A 16,077-nucleotide genomic window follows, 5' to 3' on the forward strand; every position below is an offset into this window, starting at 1 on the left:
GAGAACCAGCTGCGCTTCGCCGTCCGTGAGGGCGGTCGCACGGTGGGTTCTGGCGTCGTGGCCGAGGTCATCGAGTAGTCAGGCTTTCAGGTTCCACACAGGCACTTCGGTGCCGGGGGGAGGGTCGTTGGACGACCTTCCCCTCTTGCCGTATGAAGAGTCCAGGTCATGCCGAAGGGTAACCGCAGCATCATCTCGCTCGAGTGCACCACGTGCAAGGAGCGGAACTACACGACGACGAAGAACAAGCGGAAGAGCCAGGACAAGCTCGAGCTGAGCAAGTTCTGCCCTCGGTGCCGCAAGCACACGGACCACAAGGAAGGTAAGGTCTAGTCGCAGGGTTTTAGGCCAGTAGCTCCAACGGTAGAGCAGCGGTCTCCAAAACCGCGTGTTGGGGGTTCGAATCCCTCCTGGCCTGCCAGTTCATTCGAGAGCGGGGCCCCCGGTGCCGAGTGGTACCGGGGGTCCCTGCCTTTTCCGCAGTACCTCGTGAGGCATCATGGCAACCGCATCTGAGGCCAGCCAGCAGGCGAACCGCTCGGCGATGGACCCCAAGCGGCTGGTAGTCATCTTCCTGCTGCTGGCAGGTATCGTCACCGCCCTCTTCTTAGAGCACGTCCTCGGCCTGCTCTGGGCTCGCTTCGGTTGGGGCGACCCGAGCCTCGTCGAAGGTGTCGATTGGCAGGTCTCCTCGCTGGTGGGCTACCTGCTGGCCGTGGGGCTGGCCGCCTTCGTCTGGTTCAACCCGAAGGCCCATGCGGTCTCCATCGACATCGCCAGCGAGCTGATGAAGGTGACCTGGCCCTCCTGGCCGGAGACCCGGACTTCGACCGTGGCGGTGATCGTTGCCTCGGTGGTGGCCGCCGTCATCCTCTTCTGCATCGACAGCATCGCCTACAAGTTGATGGTCGAGTGGCTGCCGGCCGTGTGGGGGAAGCTGTAATGGCGATGAAATGGTACGTCGTCCACACCTACTCGAACTTCGAGAACCAGGCGAAGAAGAGCCTGGAGGAGAAGATCCGCCTCGAGGGCCTGCAGGACCAGTTCGGGGAGATCCTCATCCCGATGGAGCAGGTCGTCGAGATGGTGAAGGGCGAGAAGAAGACGTCCAAGCGCAAGTTCTTCCCGGGCTACATCTTCGTCCAGATGGAGCTCAATGACCGCACCTGGCACCTGGTGAAGAACACGCCCAAGATCACCGGGTTCCCGGGCGCCGCGCAGAACCAGCAGCCGACTCCCATCTCGGACGCCGAGGTGGCGCGTCTCACCTCGCAGATCTCCGAGGGCACCCTCAAGCCGAAGCCCAAGGTGCAGTTCGAGGATGGTGACACCGTCCGCGTCATCGACGGGCCGTTCGCCAACTTCAACGGCACGGTGGAAGAGGTCAACCCGGAGAAGGGCCGCGTGAAGGTGCTCGTGAGCATCTTCGGCCGCGCCACTCCCGTCGAGCTCGATTTCATGCAGGTGGAGAAGACCACCGGCTAAACCCCTTCCGCGGCTCCACGTCGCGGAACCCCAGGTGGGAGGGCCTTCGTCAAAAGGCCCGCTCGGACCACCGTCTCGAAAGGCAGCAGTCAGCCCATGAAGAAGGTCACAGGACAGGTCAAGCTGCAGATTCCCGCCGGCAAGGCGAACCCCGCTCCGCCGATCGGCCCCGCGCTCGGTCAGCAGGGCGTGAACATCATGGAGTTCTGCAAGCAGTTCAATGCCAAGACCCAGGCGGAGGCCAAGGAGGGCCTGATCATCCCGGTGATCATCACCGTGTACCAGGATCGCTCCTTCACCTTCATCCTCAAGACGCCGCCGGCCGCCATCCTCATCAAGAAGGCCGCCGGGCTGCACACCGAGAAGAAGAAGGGCTCGGGCGCCAAGAAGCCGGGCAAGGAGAAGGTGGGGCAGATCACCCGCAAGCAGCTCGAGGAGATCGCCAAGAAGAAGATTCAGGACACCACCGCGGCGTCGCTCGAGGCGGCGATGAACACCATCGCCGGCACCGCGCGCTCCATGGGCATCGACGTCGTCGGCTAGCCCTCCGCACTCTCTTCTAAAAGGATTTCTGCCATGCCGAAGATTGCCAAGAAGTTCGCTGCGGCCTCCGCTCTCGTGGACCGCAACAAGCGCTACGCCATTGCCGAGGGCTTCCAGCTCCTCAAGAAGACCGTCGACGCCCGCGCCACCAAGTTCGACCAGACGGTGGACGTCGCCATCAACCTGGGTGTGGACCCCAAGCACGCGGACCAGATGGTCCGTGGCGCCGTGGTGCTCCCGCACGGAACGGGCGCCACCGTGCGCGTCGCCGTGTTCGCCAAGGGCGAGAAGGCCACCGAGGCCGAGGGCGCCGGCGCGGACGTGGTGGGCGGCGATGATCTCGCCAAGCGCATCGAGGGCGGCTTCCTCGACTTCGACACCGTCATCGCCACCCCGGACATGATGGGCGTGGTCGGCCGGCTCGGTAAGGTGCTCGGTCCCCGCGGCCTCATGCCCAACCCCAAGGTCGGCACCGTCACCATGGACGTGAAGAAGGCCGTCTCCGACGCCAAGGGCGGTAAGGTGGAGTTCCGCGCCGAGAAGGCCGGCATCGTCCACGTGAAGATGGGCAAGTCCTCCTTCCCCGCCGAGAAGCTGGAGGCCAACTTCAACACCCTGGTGGACCTGGTCATGAAGCTCAAGCCGGCCACCGCCAAGGGCGTCTACCTGAAGGGCATCGCCGTCTCCACCACCATGGGGCCCGGCATCAAGCTCGACACCACCGAGATCCTCGCCCGGCACCGCTAGCCGGCGCTCTCTCGGCTTCCAGGCAGGCGGCCTCTCCAGGCCGTCTGTCTGGCGTCGGACATTTTTTCGTCAGAAAAGACTGGATCTTTGCAGAAGCCGGGGATATAGGCCCCCGGCTTTTGCAATTCGGACGCCACGTCGTTAGACGGGGCTTCCAACCCTGGTCCCAGACAGCAGGGACCGAGGAGATGGCGCACCACCCGTTGGGAACCGGGCGACCGGTCGGGTGGGGTGGCTCTCTCTCTCGGTTCAAACGACCGCGAGGTCAGCCCTGCCGAGACTTGGAGGTGCGGTGTGGTGCCTCTCGAAGGCTCCTCTCGCTCTGCCGCTTTGGCCCAGGCATCAAGCCCACCGAACAGGTGGGCACAGTGAGGAGGTGAGTCAAGGTGCAGAAGAGCGAGAAGGAAGAAATGATCAAGGAGCTCAGCGAGAAGTTCCAGCGAGCTCAGACTGCGATCGTCGCCGAGTTTTCCAAGCTGAACGTGGAGACCGTGACCAAGCTCCGTAAGAAGTTCCGCGAGGGCCAGGTCGAGTACAAGGTCATCAAGAACACGCTTGCAAGGCGCGCGGCCAAGGGTACGTCGCTGGAGGTCATCTCCGACGACTTCACCGGGCCGGTGGCTCTGGCCATCAGCTACGAGGACGTGGCTGCTCCCGCGAAGATCCTCACCGAGTTCATCAAGGACTTGGAGACGATCAAGATCCGGAGCGCCGTCGTCCAGGGCCGCAAGGTCGACGTCGAGGGCGTGAAGGCCCTGGCGAAGATGCCGGGTCTGCCGGAGCTGCGTGGTCAGCTGCTGGGGATGCTGACCCAGCCGGCGGGCAACCTGGTCCGGATGCTGGCGGCCCCCGGGCAGCAGCTGGCGCGAGTCCTCCAGGCCAACGCCGACAAGGGCGAGGCCAAGTAACCGTATCGAGAAGCATTTCCACTACCAACCCTCCGGCCTTTCGTCCCCTCGGGGCCCCTGGCCGGTTAGATGAAATCAGAAGGAAGAATCCACAATGGCTGCAGACATCAACGCGCTGATTGACCAGCTCTCCCAGCTCACCGTCATGGAGGCGGCGAACCTGGTGAAGGAGCTCGAGAAGAAGTGGGGCGTCTCCGCCGCCGCCGTCGCCGTGGCCCCTGGCCCCGGTGGTGGTGGTGCTACCACCGCGGCTCCCGCCGAGGAGAAGACGGAGTTCACGGTCGTTCTGGCCAACGCCGGCGCGAACAAGATCAACGTCATCAAGGAGATCCGCGCGATCACCGGCCTGGGCCTGAAGGAGGCCAAGGACCTGGTCGAGGGCGCGCCCAAGACGGTCAAGGAGGGCGTCAACAAGGACGACGCCAAGAAGATCAAGGACCAGCTCACCGCGGCTGGCGCCACCGTCGAAGTGAAGTAGTTCCCCTCAGGACAGGGGGCGCCTGGTTTGGGAAGTTTCCAGGCGCCTACCTGACCGGATGAGCAGGCCGGCGCTCCCCTGGAGGGGGTGCCGGCTTTGCCCATTTGAAGATTCCAAATTTCCCGACGCCACCGCGCGTTACTGAAGTTTGCCCGCCCGAGCAGTGCCCGTCCCCGGAGAACGAATGCCGACGCAGATCCAGAACAACTTCCGCGTGCGGAAGACCTTCGCGAAGATCGCGAAGATCATCGACATTCCCAATCTCATCAACATCCAGAAGCAGTCCTACGAAAAGTTCCTCCAGGCCGATATCGCCCCGGAGAAGCGCGAGGACATCGGACTTCAGGGTGTCTTCAAGTCGGTGTTTCCGATCCGTGACTTCAACGAGACGTCTTCGCTGGAGTTCGTCAGCTACCACCTGGAGAAGCCCAAGTACGACGTTGATGAGTGCCACCAGCGCGGCATGACGTACTCCGCGCCCATCAAGGTCGTCGTCCGCCTGGTTGTCTGGGACAAGGACGAGGAGACCGGTGCCCAGTCGATTCGCGACGTGAAGGAGCAGGAGGTCTACTTCGGCGAAATCCCGCTGATGACCCAGAACGGTACCTTCATCATCAACGGTACCGAGCGCGTGGTGGTCAGCCAGCTGCACCGCAGCCCGGGCGCCTTCTTCGACCACGACAAGGGCAAGAGCCACTCGTCTGGCAAGCTGCTCTACAACGCCCGCATCATCCCGTACCGCGGCTCGTGGATCGACTTCGAGTTCGACCACAAGGACCTGCTGTACGTGCGCATCGACCGGCGCCGCAAGCTGCCGGCCACGGTGCTCATCCGCGCGCTGGGCGCGGTGGCGGACACCGCCAAGAAGAACCCGCTCGAGTTCAAGGGCTCCACCGAGGAGATCCTGAACTACTACTACGCCACCGAGACGATCTACCTGCACAGCGGCACCGAGTTCGAGAAGTCCGTGGAGCTCGAGCTGCTGCCCGGTCAGCGCGCCACCCGCGACATCAAGACCAAGACGGGCGACCTCATCGTCAAGAAGAACCGCAAGTTCACCCGCGCCGCCATCAAGAAGCTCGAGGCGGCGAAGATGAAGACGCTGCCCATCGACGCGGACGAGCTCTTCACCAAGGTGTCCGCCTACGACGTGGTGGACGAGAACACCGGCGTGGTCGTCCTCGAGTGCAACGAGGAGGTCAGCCAGGAGAAGGTGGAGGATCTCCTCAAGGCCGGCATCAAGGAGTTCAAGGTCCTGTTCATCGACAACCTCAACGTGGGTCCGTACCTGCGTGAGACGCTGATGATGGACAAGATCGAGACCCCCGAGCAGGCGATCATGGAGATCTACCGCCGCCTGCGCCCGGGCGATCCTCCGACGCCCGAGACGGCCACCAACCTCTTCAGCAACCTGTTCTTCAACCCCGAGCGCTACGACCTGTCCAAGGTCGGCCGCCTCAAGCTGAACTTCAAGTTCGGCCTCGAGGAGCCGCTCGACGGTCAGATCCTCACCAAGCGCGACATCCTCGAGGTCATCCGCTACCTGGTGGACCTCAAGAACGGGAAGGGCGCGATCGACGACATCGATCACCTGGGCAACCGGCGCGTGCGCGCGGTGGGCGAGCTGCTCGAGAACCAGTACCGCATCGGTCTGGTCCGCATGGAGCGCGCGATCAAGGAGCGCATGAGCCTCCAGGAGATCGAGACGCTCATGCCCCATGACTTGATCAACGCCAAGCCCGTCACGGCGGTGATCAAGGAGTTCTTCGGGTCCAGCCAGCTGTCCCAGTTCATGGACCAGACGAACCCGCTGTCCGAGGTGACGCACAAGCGGCGCCTGTCCGCCCTCGGGCCCGGCGGCCTCACCCGCGAGCGCGCGGGCTTCGAGGTGCGCGACGTGCACCCGACGCACTACGGCCGCATCTGCCCCATCGAGACGCCGGAAGGTCCGAACATCGGCCTCATCGCGTCGCTGTCCACCTACGCCCGCGTCAACGAGTTCGGCTTCGTCGAGACGCCGTACCGCAAGGTCGAGGGTGGCTCCGTCACCGGTGAGGTGGCCTTCTACTCCGCGCTCGAGGAGGAGAAGCACACCATCGCCCAGGCCAACGCGGAGATGGACAAGAAGGGCAAGTTCGTCAACCCGACCGTGTCCTCCCGTCGCGCTGGTGACTTCATCCAGCCGAAGGCCGAGGACGTGGACCTGATGGACGTGTCGCCCAACCAGCTCGTGTCGGTGGCGGCCTCGCTCATCCCGTTCCTCGAGAACGACGACGCAAACCGCGCCCTCATGGGCTCGAACATGCAGCGCCAGGCCGTGCCGCTGCTGCGCACCGCCGCTCCGCTCGTGGGCACCGGCATCGAGGCCATCGTGGCCCGCGACTCCGGCGTCACCTGCGTGGCTCGCCGCGACGGCATCGTCGAGTCCGTGGACGCCAGCCGCATCGTCGTCAAGGCCGACAGCAACGCGGCCCTCAACGACGTGTCGTCCGAGGTCGACATCTACAACCTGCTCAAGTACCAGCGCTCCAACCAGAACACGTGCCTCAACCAGAAGCCCATCGTCCGCAAGGGCGACCGGGTGAAGAAGGGTGACGTGATCGCGGACGGCCCGGCGACGGAGACCGGTGAGCTGGCGCTCGGCCAGAACGTGGTCGTCGCGTTCATGCCGTGGCAGGGCTACAACTTCGAGGACTCCATCCTCATCAGCGAGCGCATCCTCAAGGACGACGTCTTCACGTCGATCCACATCGAGGAGTTCGAGTGCATCGCGCGCGACACCAAGCTGGGCAAGGAGGAGATCACCCGCGACATCCCGAACGTGGGTGAGGAGGCCCTCAAGGACCTGGACGAGAGCGGCATCATCCGCATCGGCGCCGAGGTGAAGCCCGGCGACGTGCTGGTCGGCAAGATCACTCCGAAGGGCGAGACGCAGCTGTCTCCGGAAGAGAAGCTGCTGCGCGCCATCTTCGGTGAGAAGGCCGGCGACGTGCGTGACAGCTCGCTGCGCGTGCCCCCCGGCGTGGTCGGCACCGTCATCAACGCCAAGGTGTTCAGCCGCAAGGGCGTGGAGAAGGACGAGCGCGCCAAGCAGATCGAGTCGGCCGAGGAGGCCAAGCTCCTCAAGGACCAGAACGACGAGATCAAGGTCCTCCAGGACAGCGCCTTCAACCGCATCCGCGCGCTGCTCCGCGGCAAGGAGGCCCAGGGCAAGCTCGTGGACGACAAGGGCAAGATCCTCCTGAAGAAGGGGGACATCCTCAACGACGAGCTCCTCGCCACGGTGCCGTACAAGTACTGGGCGGAGATCTCCGTCGGTGACCCGCTCGATGGCCGCATCCGCGACATCCTCAAGAACCTCGAGGAGACCAAGGAGGCCGTGAAGCTGGCCTTCGGCGAGAAGATCGCTCGCATCAAGAAGGGCGATGAGCTCCCGCCGGGCGTCATCAAGATGGTGAAGGTGTACGTCGCCATCAAGCGCAAGCTGGCCGTGGGCGACAAGATGGCCGGCCGCCACGGGAACAAGGGTGTGGTGTCCCGCATCCACCCCGAGGAGGACATGCCGTACCTGGACGACGGCCGTCCGGTGGACATCGTGCTCAACCCGCTGGGCGTGCCCAGCCGCATGAACATCGGGCAGATCCTCGAGACGCACCTGGGCTGGGCGGCCAAGGGCGTGGGCGAGCAGCTCCAGCGCTACATCGAGGAGAACTACTCCGGCGAGCAGCTCAAGAAGCAGCTGAAGGTCGTCTACGACGACAAGGCCTTCGGCGACTTCGTGGACACGCTGCCCGACGACGAGGTGAAGCTCCTCTGCCAGCGCCTGAAGAAGGGCATCCACGTCGCCACGCCGGTGTTCGACGGCGCGCGCGAGTCGGAGATCCACTCCCTGTTCGACGAGGCGCGCCTGCCTCGCACCGGCCAGATGGTGCTCTTCGACGGCCGCACCGGTGAGCCGTTCGACCAGAACGTCACCGTGGGCGTCATGTACATGCTCAAGCTGCACCACCTGGTGGACGAGAAGATCCACGCGCGGTCCATCGGGCCCTACTCGCTCGTCACGCAGCAGCCCCTGGGCGGCAAGGCCCAGTTCGGCGGCCAGCGTCTGGGAGAGATGGAAGTCTGGGCGATGGAGGCCTACGGCGCCGCGTACACGCTGCAGGAGTTCCTCACCGTCAAGTCGGACGACGTGGTGGGCCGCACGCGCATGTACGAGGCCATCGTCAAGGGCGACAACGTGCTGGAGTCCGGTCTGCCCGAGTCGTTCAACGTGCTCCTCAAGGAGCTCCAGTCGCTGGCCCTGGACGTGGAGCTGCTCGAGAGCGCGCCCCCCGAGCGGCAGCGCTCGTTCGGCGGGGACTTCGGTGGTGGTGACGGCGAGGACCGGAAGACCGGCACCGAGGCGTAACGGAGGGCCGCCCCACTGGATGCCCGCTCCCATGGAGGGCGGGCGTCCAGGTTGAGTGGCGGCACGGGCCCGCAACGCAAGGGCGCCTCAGGCGCTCTCAAAAAGAGATTTTCGGAGGCAACGTGAAGGACATTTTCAACTTCTTCGAGAAGCCGAAGGACCCGCTTTCGTTCAACGCCATTCGTATCGCGTTGGCGTCGCCGGACAAGATCCGGCAGTGGTCTCACGGTGAGGTGAAGAAGCCGGAGACCATCAACTACCGTACCTTCAAGCCGGAGCGGGACGGCCTGTTCTGCGCCCGCATCTTCGGGCCGGTGAAGGACTACGAGTGCAACTGCGGCAAGTACAAGCGCATGAAGCACCGTGGCGTGGTGTGCGAGAAGTGCGGCGTGGAGGTGATCCAGTCCAAGGTGCGCCGTGAGCGCCTGGGCCACATCACCCTGGCCACGCCCGTGGCCCACATCTGGTTCCTCAAGTCGCTGCCGAGCCGCATCGGCAACCTGCTCGACATCACCCTGAAGGAGCTGGAGAAGGTCCTCTACTGCGAGAGCTACATCGTCCTCGATCCGAAGGCGACGCCGCTGACCAAGGGCGAGCTCGTCAGCGAGGAGAAGATGCACCGGCTCTTCCAGGAGCACGGTGAGGACTCGTTCACCGCCGGCATGGGCGGCGAGGCCGTCCGCGAGCTGCTCAAGTCCATCGACGTGGACAAGCTCTCCGAGGACCTCCGCAAGGACATGCGGGAGACCAACAGCGAGGCCAAGCGGAAGAAGTACGCCAAGCGCCTCAAGGTCGCCGAGGCCTTCCGCGCCTCCGGCAACAAGCCCGAGTGGATGATGCTGGACGTGATCCCGGTCATCCCGCCGGATCTGCGCCCGCTGGTTCCCCTCGACGGTGGCCGCTTCGCCACGTCCGACCTGAACGACCTGTACCGCCGCGTCATCAACCGCAACAACCGCCTCAAGCGGCTGCAGGAGCTGAACGCGCCGGACATCATCATCCGTAACGAGAAGCGCATGCTCCAGGAGGCCGTCGACGCGCTGTTCGACAACGGCCGCCGCGGCAAGACGATCACCGGCCCCAACAAGCGGCCGCTGAAGTCCCTGTCCGACATGCTCAAGGGCAAGCAGGGCCGGTTCCGCCAGAACCTGCTCGGCAAGCGCGTGGACTACTCCGGCCGCTCCGTCATCGTGGTCGGCCCGGAGCTCAAGCTCCACCAGTGCGGCCTGCCCAAGATCATGGCGCTCGAGCTGTTCAAGCCGTTCATCTACAACAAGCTCGAGGAGAAGGGGTACGTCACCACCATCAAGAGCGCCAAGAAGATGGTGGAGAAGGAGCGCCCCGAGGTGTGGGACATCCTCGAGGACGTGATCCGCGAGCACCCGGTGCTCCTCAACCGCGCCCCCACGCTGCACCGTCTGGGCATGCAGGCCTTCGAGCCCGTCCTCATCGAGGGCAAGGCCATCCAGCTGCACCCGCTGGTGTGCGCCGCGTTCAACGCGGACTTCGACGGTGACCAGATGGCCGTCCACGTGCCGCTCTCCATCGAGGCTCAGATGGAGGCCCGCGTGCTGATGATGTCCACCAACAACATCCTCAGCCCCGCGCACGGCAAGCCCATCATCGTCCCGACGCAGGACATGGTGCTCGGCATCTACTACATGACGCGCGCCCGCGAGTTCGCCAACGGCGAGGGCCGCGTGTTCTCCTCGCCCGAGGAGGTCCGCGCCGCGTACGACCACGGCGAGGTCCACCTGCAGGCGAAGATCGTCTGCCGCATCAACGGCAAGCGCAAGGAGACCACGGTGGGCCGCGTCCTGCTGTGGGACATCGTCCCGCGCAAGGTCGGCTTCGACGCCATCAACAAGGTGCTCGACAAGAAGGCGCTCGGCTCGCTCATCGACCAGTGCTACCGCCTCACCGGTGAGAAGGAGACGGTGCTCCTGGCCGACCGCGTGCGCAGCCTCGGCTACACCAACGCGACCAGGGCCGGCATCTCCATCGCGCTCAAGGACATGGTCATCCCTGCCAAGAAGCAGGAGTTCCTGGACTTCGCGCGCAAGGAAGTGGCGGAGATCGAGAACCAGTACCTCGAGGGCCTCATCACCGACGGTGAGCGCTACAACAAGGTCATCGATATCTGGGCGGAGATCACCGAGAAGGTGGCCGCCGAGATGATGCAGCAGATCTCCCAGGAAGAGGCCACGGGAGAGGGCAAGGACGGCAAGCGCGAGACGCGCAAGCAGCCGTCGTTCAACCCCATCTACATCATGGCCGACTCCGGCGCCCGCGGCTCCGCCCAGCAGATCCGTCAGCTGGCCGGTATGCGTGGCCTCATGGCCAAGCCCTCCGGCGAGATCATCGAGACGCCCATCACGGCCAACTTCCGTGAAGGCCTCTCCGTGCTCCAGTACTTCATCTCGACGCACGGCGCTCGTAAGGGTCTGGCGGACACGGCGCTCAAGACGGCCAACTCCGGCTACCTCACCCGCCGTCTCGTGGACGTGGCGCAGGACGCCATCATCAACGAGTACGACTGCGGCACCATGGACGGCCTCTTCATCGGCGCCCTGGTGGAGGGCGGCGAGATCATCGAGCCGCTCGGCGAGCGCATCCTGGGCCGCGTGGCCCTGGACGACATCCTCGATCCCGTCACCGGCGAGGCGCTGGTCCGCGCCAACGAGGAGATCGACGAGGATCGCGTCCGCCGCATCGAGAACAGCGGCCTCGACCGCGTGAAGATCCGCTCGGTGCTCACCTGCCAGGCCAAGCGCGGCATCTGCGTGGAGTGCTACGGCCGTGATCTGGCCCGTGGCCGCAAGGTGTCCATCGGCGAGGCCGTGGGCGTCATCGCGGCGCAGTCCATCGGCGAGCCGGGTACCCAGCTCACGATGCGCACCTTCCACATCGGTGGCGCGGCGACCCGGCGCGCGGAGCAGTCCAGCCTCGAGAACCGGTACGCCGGTACGGTGAAGTTCTCCGGCCTCATCACGGTGCAGAAGAACGACGGCACCCTGGTGGCCATGAACCGCAACGGCGAGCTCGTCGTCGTCGACGACAGCGGCCGCGAGCGCGAGCGCTACCAGGTCATCTACGGCGCCCGCATCCTCGTGAAGGAGACCCAGCGCATCGAGGCTGGCACGCTCCTGGCCGAGTGGGATCCGTTCGCCATCCCGCTGCTCACCGAGGTGGGCGGTGTCGTGCGCTACGATGACATCATCGAAGGCGTCACGATGAGCGAGGCCCTGGACGAGGTGACGGGCCTGAGCCGCCGCACCGTCATCGAGTCCAAGGACCCCGAGGCCCGCCCGCGCATCACCATCCGCGACGCGCAGGGCAACGTGAAGGATCTGCCCAGCTCCAAGAACCCGGCGAGCTACTTCCTGCCGCAGGGCTCCATCATCACCGTGAACGACGGCGACGAGATCCACCCGGGCGAGGTCATCGCCAAGGTGCCTCGCGAGACCACGAAGACCAAGGACATCACGGGCGGTCTGCCCCGCGTGGCCGAGCTCTTCGAGGCGCGCAAGCCGAAGGACGCGGCGGCGATCGCGGAGATCGACGGCGTGGTGTCGTTCGGCAAGGACACCAAGGGCAAGCGCAAGCTCATCATCACCCCCGAGGTGAACAACGAGCAGCGCACCGACCTGGCCAAGGAGTACCTGATCTCCAAGGGCAAGAACATCAGCGTCCATTCCGGCGACCGCGTGAAGGCCGGCGAGGCGCTGATGGACGGCGCCGCCAACCCGCACGACATCCTCAAGGTGCTGGGCGAGAAGGAACTCGCGCGCTACCTGGTGGACGAGGTGCAGGAGGTCTACCGACTGCAGGGCGTGAAGATCAACGACAAGCACATCGAGACGATCGTCCGGCAGATGCTGCGCCGGGTGCGCGTCACCGAGGTGGGCGACACCAACTTCCTGGTCGACGAGCAGGTCGAGAAGTGGGTGTTCGAGGAGGAGAACGAGAAGGTCATGGCCGAGGGCAAGCGCCCGGCCGTGGGCGAGCCGCTGCTGCTCGGCATCACCAAGGCCTCGCTCTCCACCGAGTCGTTCATCTCGGCGTCCTCCTTCCAGGAGACCACCAAGGTGCTCACCGAGGCCGCCATCAACGGCAAGGTGGACTACCTGCGCGGCCTCAAGGAGAACGTCATCATGGGCCGCCTCATCCCCGCCGGTACGGGCCTGCCGAACTACCGCCACCTCGACATCGAGGTGGAGAGCCCCACCGACGAGGTCAACGAGATGGAGGCCGCCCTGGCCGCCACTCACGGAGACTCCGCTCCCATGCAGCCCCCGGCCGCTCGCGCCGAGGGCACCCAGACTTCGGGTGCCGCCTAGCGGCTCCCCGGGCCTGAGCCCCTGATGTTCCGCCGCCGCCCTGGCATGCTGCTGGGGCGGCGGTTGCTTTTTCGTCTGCCCTCCAACGTTCGTCGCTTGACGCTGATGATGCGTTGCGTTATTCGTGACGCGGCACGTCAACTTCGATGAACACCTTCACTGTCAATCCTGGAGAGAAGACGATGGCGACCAACGGCAAGGCGCGGAACCTGGAGACGTTCGTGAAGCAGCAGCTTGAGGGCGCGCAGAAGCGCTTCGAGGGTCTGGAGACCGAGGCTGGCAAGGTGCTCCGTACCCTGAAGGCCCGCAGCAAGGGCCCCGCGCGTGAGGTGGAGAAGATCCTGGGGCAGATCAACCCGGACACGCTGCTCGAGAACCCCAAGGTGAAGGAGCTGGGCCGCAAGGCGACGCAGGTCAGCTCGGATCTCCGCAAGCGCCTGGATGGCTTCCAGACGCGCGCCGTCGAGGCGGTAGGTGTGGCCAGCCAGGCGCAGGTGAAGGAGCTCAACAAGGAGCTGTCCCGCCTGTCCAAGAAGCTCGACCAGCTGATTCCTCCCTCTGTGAAGAAGGTCGCCTCCCGGGGCTCCTCGCGTCCGTCCGCTTCGTGACGCACTGAGTCTTCCGTCAGTCAACGAAGGGAAGGGTAGGCAGGAAACGTCCGTTCCCTTCGCAACCGGGGTGTGCTTACTTCAGGCCATGTTTTCCACAGTCCCGGGCTTTTCCAGCCTGGGCACACTCCCGGATCGACCGCATGGACAAGCCTGAGGCCCCCCGAGAGAAGCACACGGTGACCGAAGCTTTCGAGCGTATCTGGAGTCAGGCCCTGCTGGCCGTCTCCACCGCGGAGGAAGAGGTGAACCGCACCTTCCAGAAGGTGGCGGCCACCGCGGGTTGGAGCCAGGAAGAGGTGAAGCGCCACGCCCGGGAGTTCACCGAGCGGCTCGTGGGCCACCGCAAGGGCTTGGAGCACTCCGTCGAGGAGGCCGTCCGTGGGGCCGTCTCCCGGCTGAAGGTGCCCCGGCGAGAGGAGCTACAGGAGTTCGAGGCGCGGCTGGCGAAGCTGGCCGAGCGCATCGACTCGCTGGGGCAGCAGAAGTGACGGCCCCGCCTCCGGCGGGGCGGGGCGGCAAGTGGCTCGCCCGGCTCCACAGCCTGAGCTCCGGGTGCGCCAAGCTCCCGCTGCTGGCGGGCATGGCGCTCGTGCTGTCCGCGCGCATCATCCCCGTGCTCAGCGAGCCGGCGCCTCCGCTCGTGGCGCCGTCCCTGGCCGTGGCCGAGCCCACCTCGCATGACGCCACCCTGATCGACGCGGTGCTGGCCAAGCGGGCCCCGGATCTCGGCCTCACCCTGCGCCGCCAGCTCGGCCAGGCCATCGCCGAGGAGGCGGGCAAGTCGGGGTATGATCCGCTGCTGATCCTGGCCCTCATCGACGTGGAGTCCGACTTCGAGGAGGAGGCCATCTCCATGAAGGGGGCTCGCGGGCTGATGCAGATCAAGCCCAGCACGCTTCACTTCCTCGCCGAGAAGGAGGGCCTGCGGCTGTCCCGCGAGGAGGTGGCCGCTGATCCCGCGCTCTGTGTCCGCCTGGGTATCCGCTACCTGCGCAACCTGCAGGAGCGCTTCGGAGGGGACCTGGACTTCGCCCTCATGGCCTACAACGCCGGCCCCACCCGCATCCGCAAGGCCATCAAGGAGGGCGATCTGGAGGCCTTCCGCCGCTACCCTCGCCTGGTGAGGCGTGATTTCAAGCGCTTCCGAGAGGGACAGGGGCTGGGCGGGGACTGGGCCCTGGCTCAACGGGCGGGGGGCGAGGAAATCCCCAATCCCTGATCTCCTCGTGAATGACCGCCCGCCACGCGCGTTCACATTCGTGTACGCGCGCCTTGTCCGGTCCCTCTGGGTGCGCTAAGGGGATTGCAAGTTCCTGGGACCTTTGAGGATTTCCAGGAGTGACGTGCATGTATCGCTCGATTCTTTCCGCCGCCCTCGTCGCGCTCGCGGCCCTGATGGTGCCCGCCTCGGCCCTTGCTTCCTCGGTGTACCTCAACGGGGTCCGCATCAACGGGGTCACCAACCAGAAGTTCGAGAAGGCCACCGTCCGCATCGACGAGAAGGGCGACGTCTATATCGATGCGCCCGGCTACGCGGTCCGGGTGGAGACGGTTGCGGCTCCGGCTCCCGCTCCCGCTCTCGTGGCCACGGCTCCCGCCGCACCTCCCGCCGCGCCTCCTACGGCCGCGGCCCCGCCTCCCGCTCCAGCCCCTGCGGCCGCCGCTCCTGCCCAGGAGGGGCCTCCGACGCTCACCCGGCGCTACTGGCTGGTGACGGAACAGGCCGTGCCGGGCATGGCCGAGTACGAGTTCGACCTCTACATCAACTCCAAGTGGATCCGGAAACTCCGGAATAACGAGGAGCAGGTCATCACGGAGATCACCCGCCAGCTGCAGCCGGGGAAGAACTCCATCCTGTTCAGTGCTCGCAAGGTGGCTGTGGGAGACAGGAAGAGTTATTCGCCTCAGCACTACTTCAAGGTCATCATTGGTGAGGGCAATGTGGGTGGGGGCAACGTGATGATCGACAACCCGATCATTCGCTTCCAGCGCACGGCCGCGGACACGAAGGACGATTCCGAGGAGTTCTTCCTCACCACAAAATAGCGCCCGAGGAGGCGGCTGGTTCCTTGTTCAATATCGATGAGAGATATCGCGGGTTGCCCGCGAGCCGCGAACAGGTGATCGCGCTGCACACGTCGCTCAACTCGCCGCACCTGTTCATTCCAGGCAAGCCGGCGGGGCCGGCGCAGGCGTTCATCCTGGGCCTGCGCGGCTCGACGGGCTTCGCGACGTTCATCTACCTGTACCTGTCCGAGGCCGCCGAGTGCGCCGTCTATGTCTCCGGCAAGCGCAACACGAGCTTCGAGGAGTACCTGGGCGAGGAGGGCGAGGCGCTCGCCTTCGTCGAGTCCATGGGCTTCATGATGGACAACTCGAACTGGCGCTCGCTGCCGCAGCCGACCCAGGAGGAACTGCTGCGGACGCTGCCCGTCTTCTTCCGCGATCCCAAGCAGGTGCCGGCCGCCGCGAAGAAGGTCGAGGAGAAGCGCAGCGCCGCTGCTACCCTGGGCCGGTTCCTCGCCGCCTTCTGAACTCCCAGCCCCGAGTCTTCTCC

15 protein-coding genes and 1 tRNA gene are annotated in these 16,077 nt (G+C 65.3%); all 16 read left to right on the forward strand.

Translation table 11 applies throughout. The annotated features are described in order from the left end of the window. Nucleotides 1-78: EF-Tu C-terminal domain-related protein (locus tag KY572_RS38215; protein WP_224248777.1), on the forward strand; the 78-nt coding region annotated here is incomplete at its 5' end. A gap of 90 nt (nucleotides 79-168) precedes the next feature. Next, nucleotides 169-333 (forward strand): 50S ribosomal protein L33, encoded by a 165-nt coding sequence (gene rpmG, locus KY572_RS38220; RefSeq protein WP_002617522.1) that lies wholly within the window; start codon nucleotides 169-171, stop codon nucleotides 331-333. A 12-nt stretch (nucleotides 334-345) separates the two neighbouring features. Next, nucleotides 346-421, forward strand: a tRNA-Trp gene (locus KY572_RS38225). 78 nt (nucleotides 422-499) lie between these two features. Beyond that, on the forward strand, nucleotides 500-943 hold the full coding sequence (gene secE, locus KY572_RS38230; protein ID WP_224248661.1) for a preprotein translocase subunit SecE: 444 nt from the start codon (nucleotides 500-502) through the stop codon (nucleotides 941-943). Further along, a complete protein-coding gene (gene nusG / locus KY572_RS38235; protein WP_044186079.1) occupies nucleotides 943-1,485 on the forward strand; it encodes a transcription termination/antitermination protein NusG in 543 nt (180 codons plus the stop codon). Before secE ends, nusG begins: the two co-directional genes overlap by 1 nt. A 96-nt stretch (nucleotides 1,486-1,581) precedes the next feature. Beyond that, entirely contained in the window at nucleotides 1,582-2,028 is a 447-nt protein-coding gene (gene rplK / locus KY572_RS38240; protein ID WP_224248662.1) for a 50S ribosomal protein L11, read from the forward strand. 33 nt (nucleotides 2,029-2,061) lie between these two features. Beyond that, nucleotides 2,062-2,775 (forward strand): 50S ribosomal protein L1, encoded by a 714-nt coding sequence (gene rplA, locus KY572_RS38245; RefSeq protein ID WP_224248663.1) that lies wholly within the window; start codon nucleotides 2,062-2,064, stop codon nucleotides 2,773-2,775. A 386-nt stretch (nucleotides 2,776-3,161) separates the two neighbouring features. Next, the gene (rplJ, locus tag KY572_RS38250) at nucleotides 3,162-3,683 is read left to right on the forward strand and encodes a 50S ribosomal protein L10 (RefSeq protein WP_224248664.1); all 522 of its coding nucleotides are present in this window, start codon (nucleotides 3,162-3,164) and stop codon (nucleotides 3,681-3,683) included. A 94-nt stretch (nucleotides 3,684-3,777) separates the two neighbouring features. Next, nucleotides 3,778-4,161 carry a 50S ribosomal protein L7/L12 gene (gene rplL / locus KY572_RS38255; protein ID WP_224248665.1) on the forward strand — a complete coding sequence of 128 codons (384 nt, stop codon included), beginning with the start codon at nucleotides 3,778-3,780 and terminating at the stop codon, nucleotides 4,159-4,161. 184 nt (nucleotides 4,162-4,345) lie between these two features. After that, a complete protein-coding gene (rpoB, locus tag KY572_RS38260) occupies nucleotides 4,346-8,569 on the forward strand; it encodes a DNA-directed RNA polymerase subunit beta (protein ID WP_224248666.1) in 4,224 nt (1,407 codons plus the stop codon). Between the two features lie 122 nt (nucleotides 8,570-8,691). After that, a complete protein-coding gene (gene rpoC / locus KY572_RS38265) occupies nucleotides 8,692-12,909 on the forward strand; it encodes a DNA-directed RNA polymerase subunit beta' (RefSeq protein ID WP_224248667.1) in 4,218 nt (1,405 codons plus the stop codon). A 146-nt stretch (nucleotides 12,910-13,055) separates the two neighbouring features. Beyond that, entirely contained in the window at nucleotides 13,056-13,517 is a 462-nt protein-coding gene (locus tag KY572_RS38270; protein ID WP_224248668.1) for a hypothetical protein, read from the forward strand. A gap of 143 nt (nucleotides 13,518-13,660) precedes the next feature. Next, nucleotides 13,661-14,008 carry a phasin family protein gene (locus tag KY572_RS38275; protein WP_224248669.1) on the forward strand — a complete coding sequence of 116 codons (348 nt, stop codon included), beginning with the start codon at nucleotides 13,661-13,663 and terminating at the stop codon, nucleotides 14,006-14,008. Beyond that, on the forward strand, nucleotides 14,005-14,739 hold the full coding sequence (locus KY572_RS38280) for a lytic transglycosylase domain-containing protein (protein WP_224248670.1): 735 nt from the start codon (nucleotides 14,005-14,007) through the stop codon (nucleotides 14,737-14,739). Before KY572_RS38275 ends, KY572_RS38280 begins: the two co-directional genes overlap by 4 nt. 128 nt (nucleotides 14,740-14,867) lie before the next feature. After that, nucleotides 14,868-15,566 (forward strand): hypothetical protein, encoded by a 699-nt coding sequence (locus KY572_RS38285; RefSeq protein ID WP_224248671.1) that lies wholly within the window; start codon nucleotides 14,868-14,870, stop codon nucleotides 15,564-15,566. 23 nt (nucleotides 15,567-15,589) lie between these two features. Beyond that, nucleotides 15,590-16,054, forward strand: a complete 465-nt coding sequence (locus KY572_RS38290; protein ID WP_224248672.1) for a social motility and stimulation tgl protein — start codon at nucleotides 15,590-15,592, stop codon at nucleotides 16,052-16,054. Nucleotides 16,055-16,077: the final 23 nt, after the last annotated feature.

This window comes from Hyalangium gracile (assembly GCF_020103725.1).
Lineage (GTDB): Bacteria > Myxococcota > Myxococcia > Myxococcales > Myxococcaceae > Hyalangium > Hyalangium gracile.

Coding starts and splice junctions, on each gene's coding strand:
- KY572_RS38285 (WP_224248671.1), top strand. CDS start 14,868: ATGTATCGCTCGATTCTTTCCGCCGCCCTCGTCGCGCTCGCGGCCCTG.
- rplL (WP_224248665.1), top strand. CDS start 3,778: ATGGCTGCAGACATCAACGCGCTGATTGACCAGCTCTCCCAGCTCACC.
- KY572_RS38270 (WP_224248668.1), top strand. CDS start 13,056: ATGAACACCTTCACTGTCAATCCTGGAGAGAAGACGATGGCGACCAAC.
- rpmG (WP_002617522.1), top strand. CDS start 169: ATGCCGAAGGGTAACCGCAGCATCATCTCGCTCGAGTGCACCACGTGC.
- rplK (WP_224248662.1), top strand. CDS start 1,582: ATGAAGAAGGTCACAGGACAGGTCAAGCTGCAGATTCCCGCCGGCAAG.
- rpoB (WP_224248666.1), top strand. CDS start 4,346: ATGCCGACGCAGATCCAGAACAACTTCCGCGTGCGGAAGACCTTCGCG.
- secE (WP_224248661.1), top strand. CDS start 500: ATGGCAACCGCATCTGAGGCCAGCCAGCAGGCGAACCGCTCGGCGATG.
- rplA (WP_224248663.1), top strand. CDS start 2,062: ATGCCGAAGATTGCCAAGAAGTTCGCTGCGGCCTCCGCTCTCGTGGAC.
- KY572_RS38275 (WP_224248669.1), top strand. CDS start 13,661: ATGGACAAGCCTGAGGCCCCCCGAGAGAAGCACACGGTGACCGAAGCT.
- nusG (WP_044186079.1), top strand. CDS start 943: ATGGCGATGAAATGGTACGTCGTCCACACCTACTCGAACTTCGAGAAC.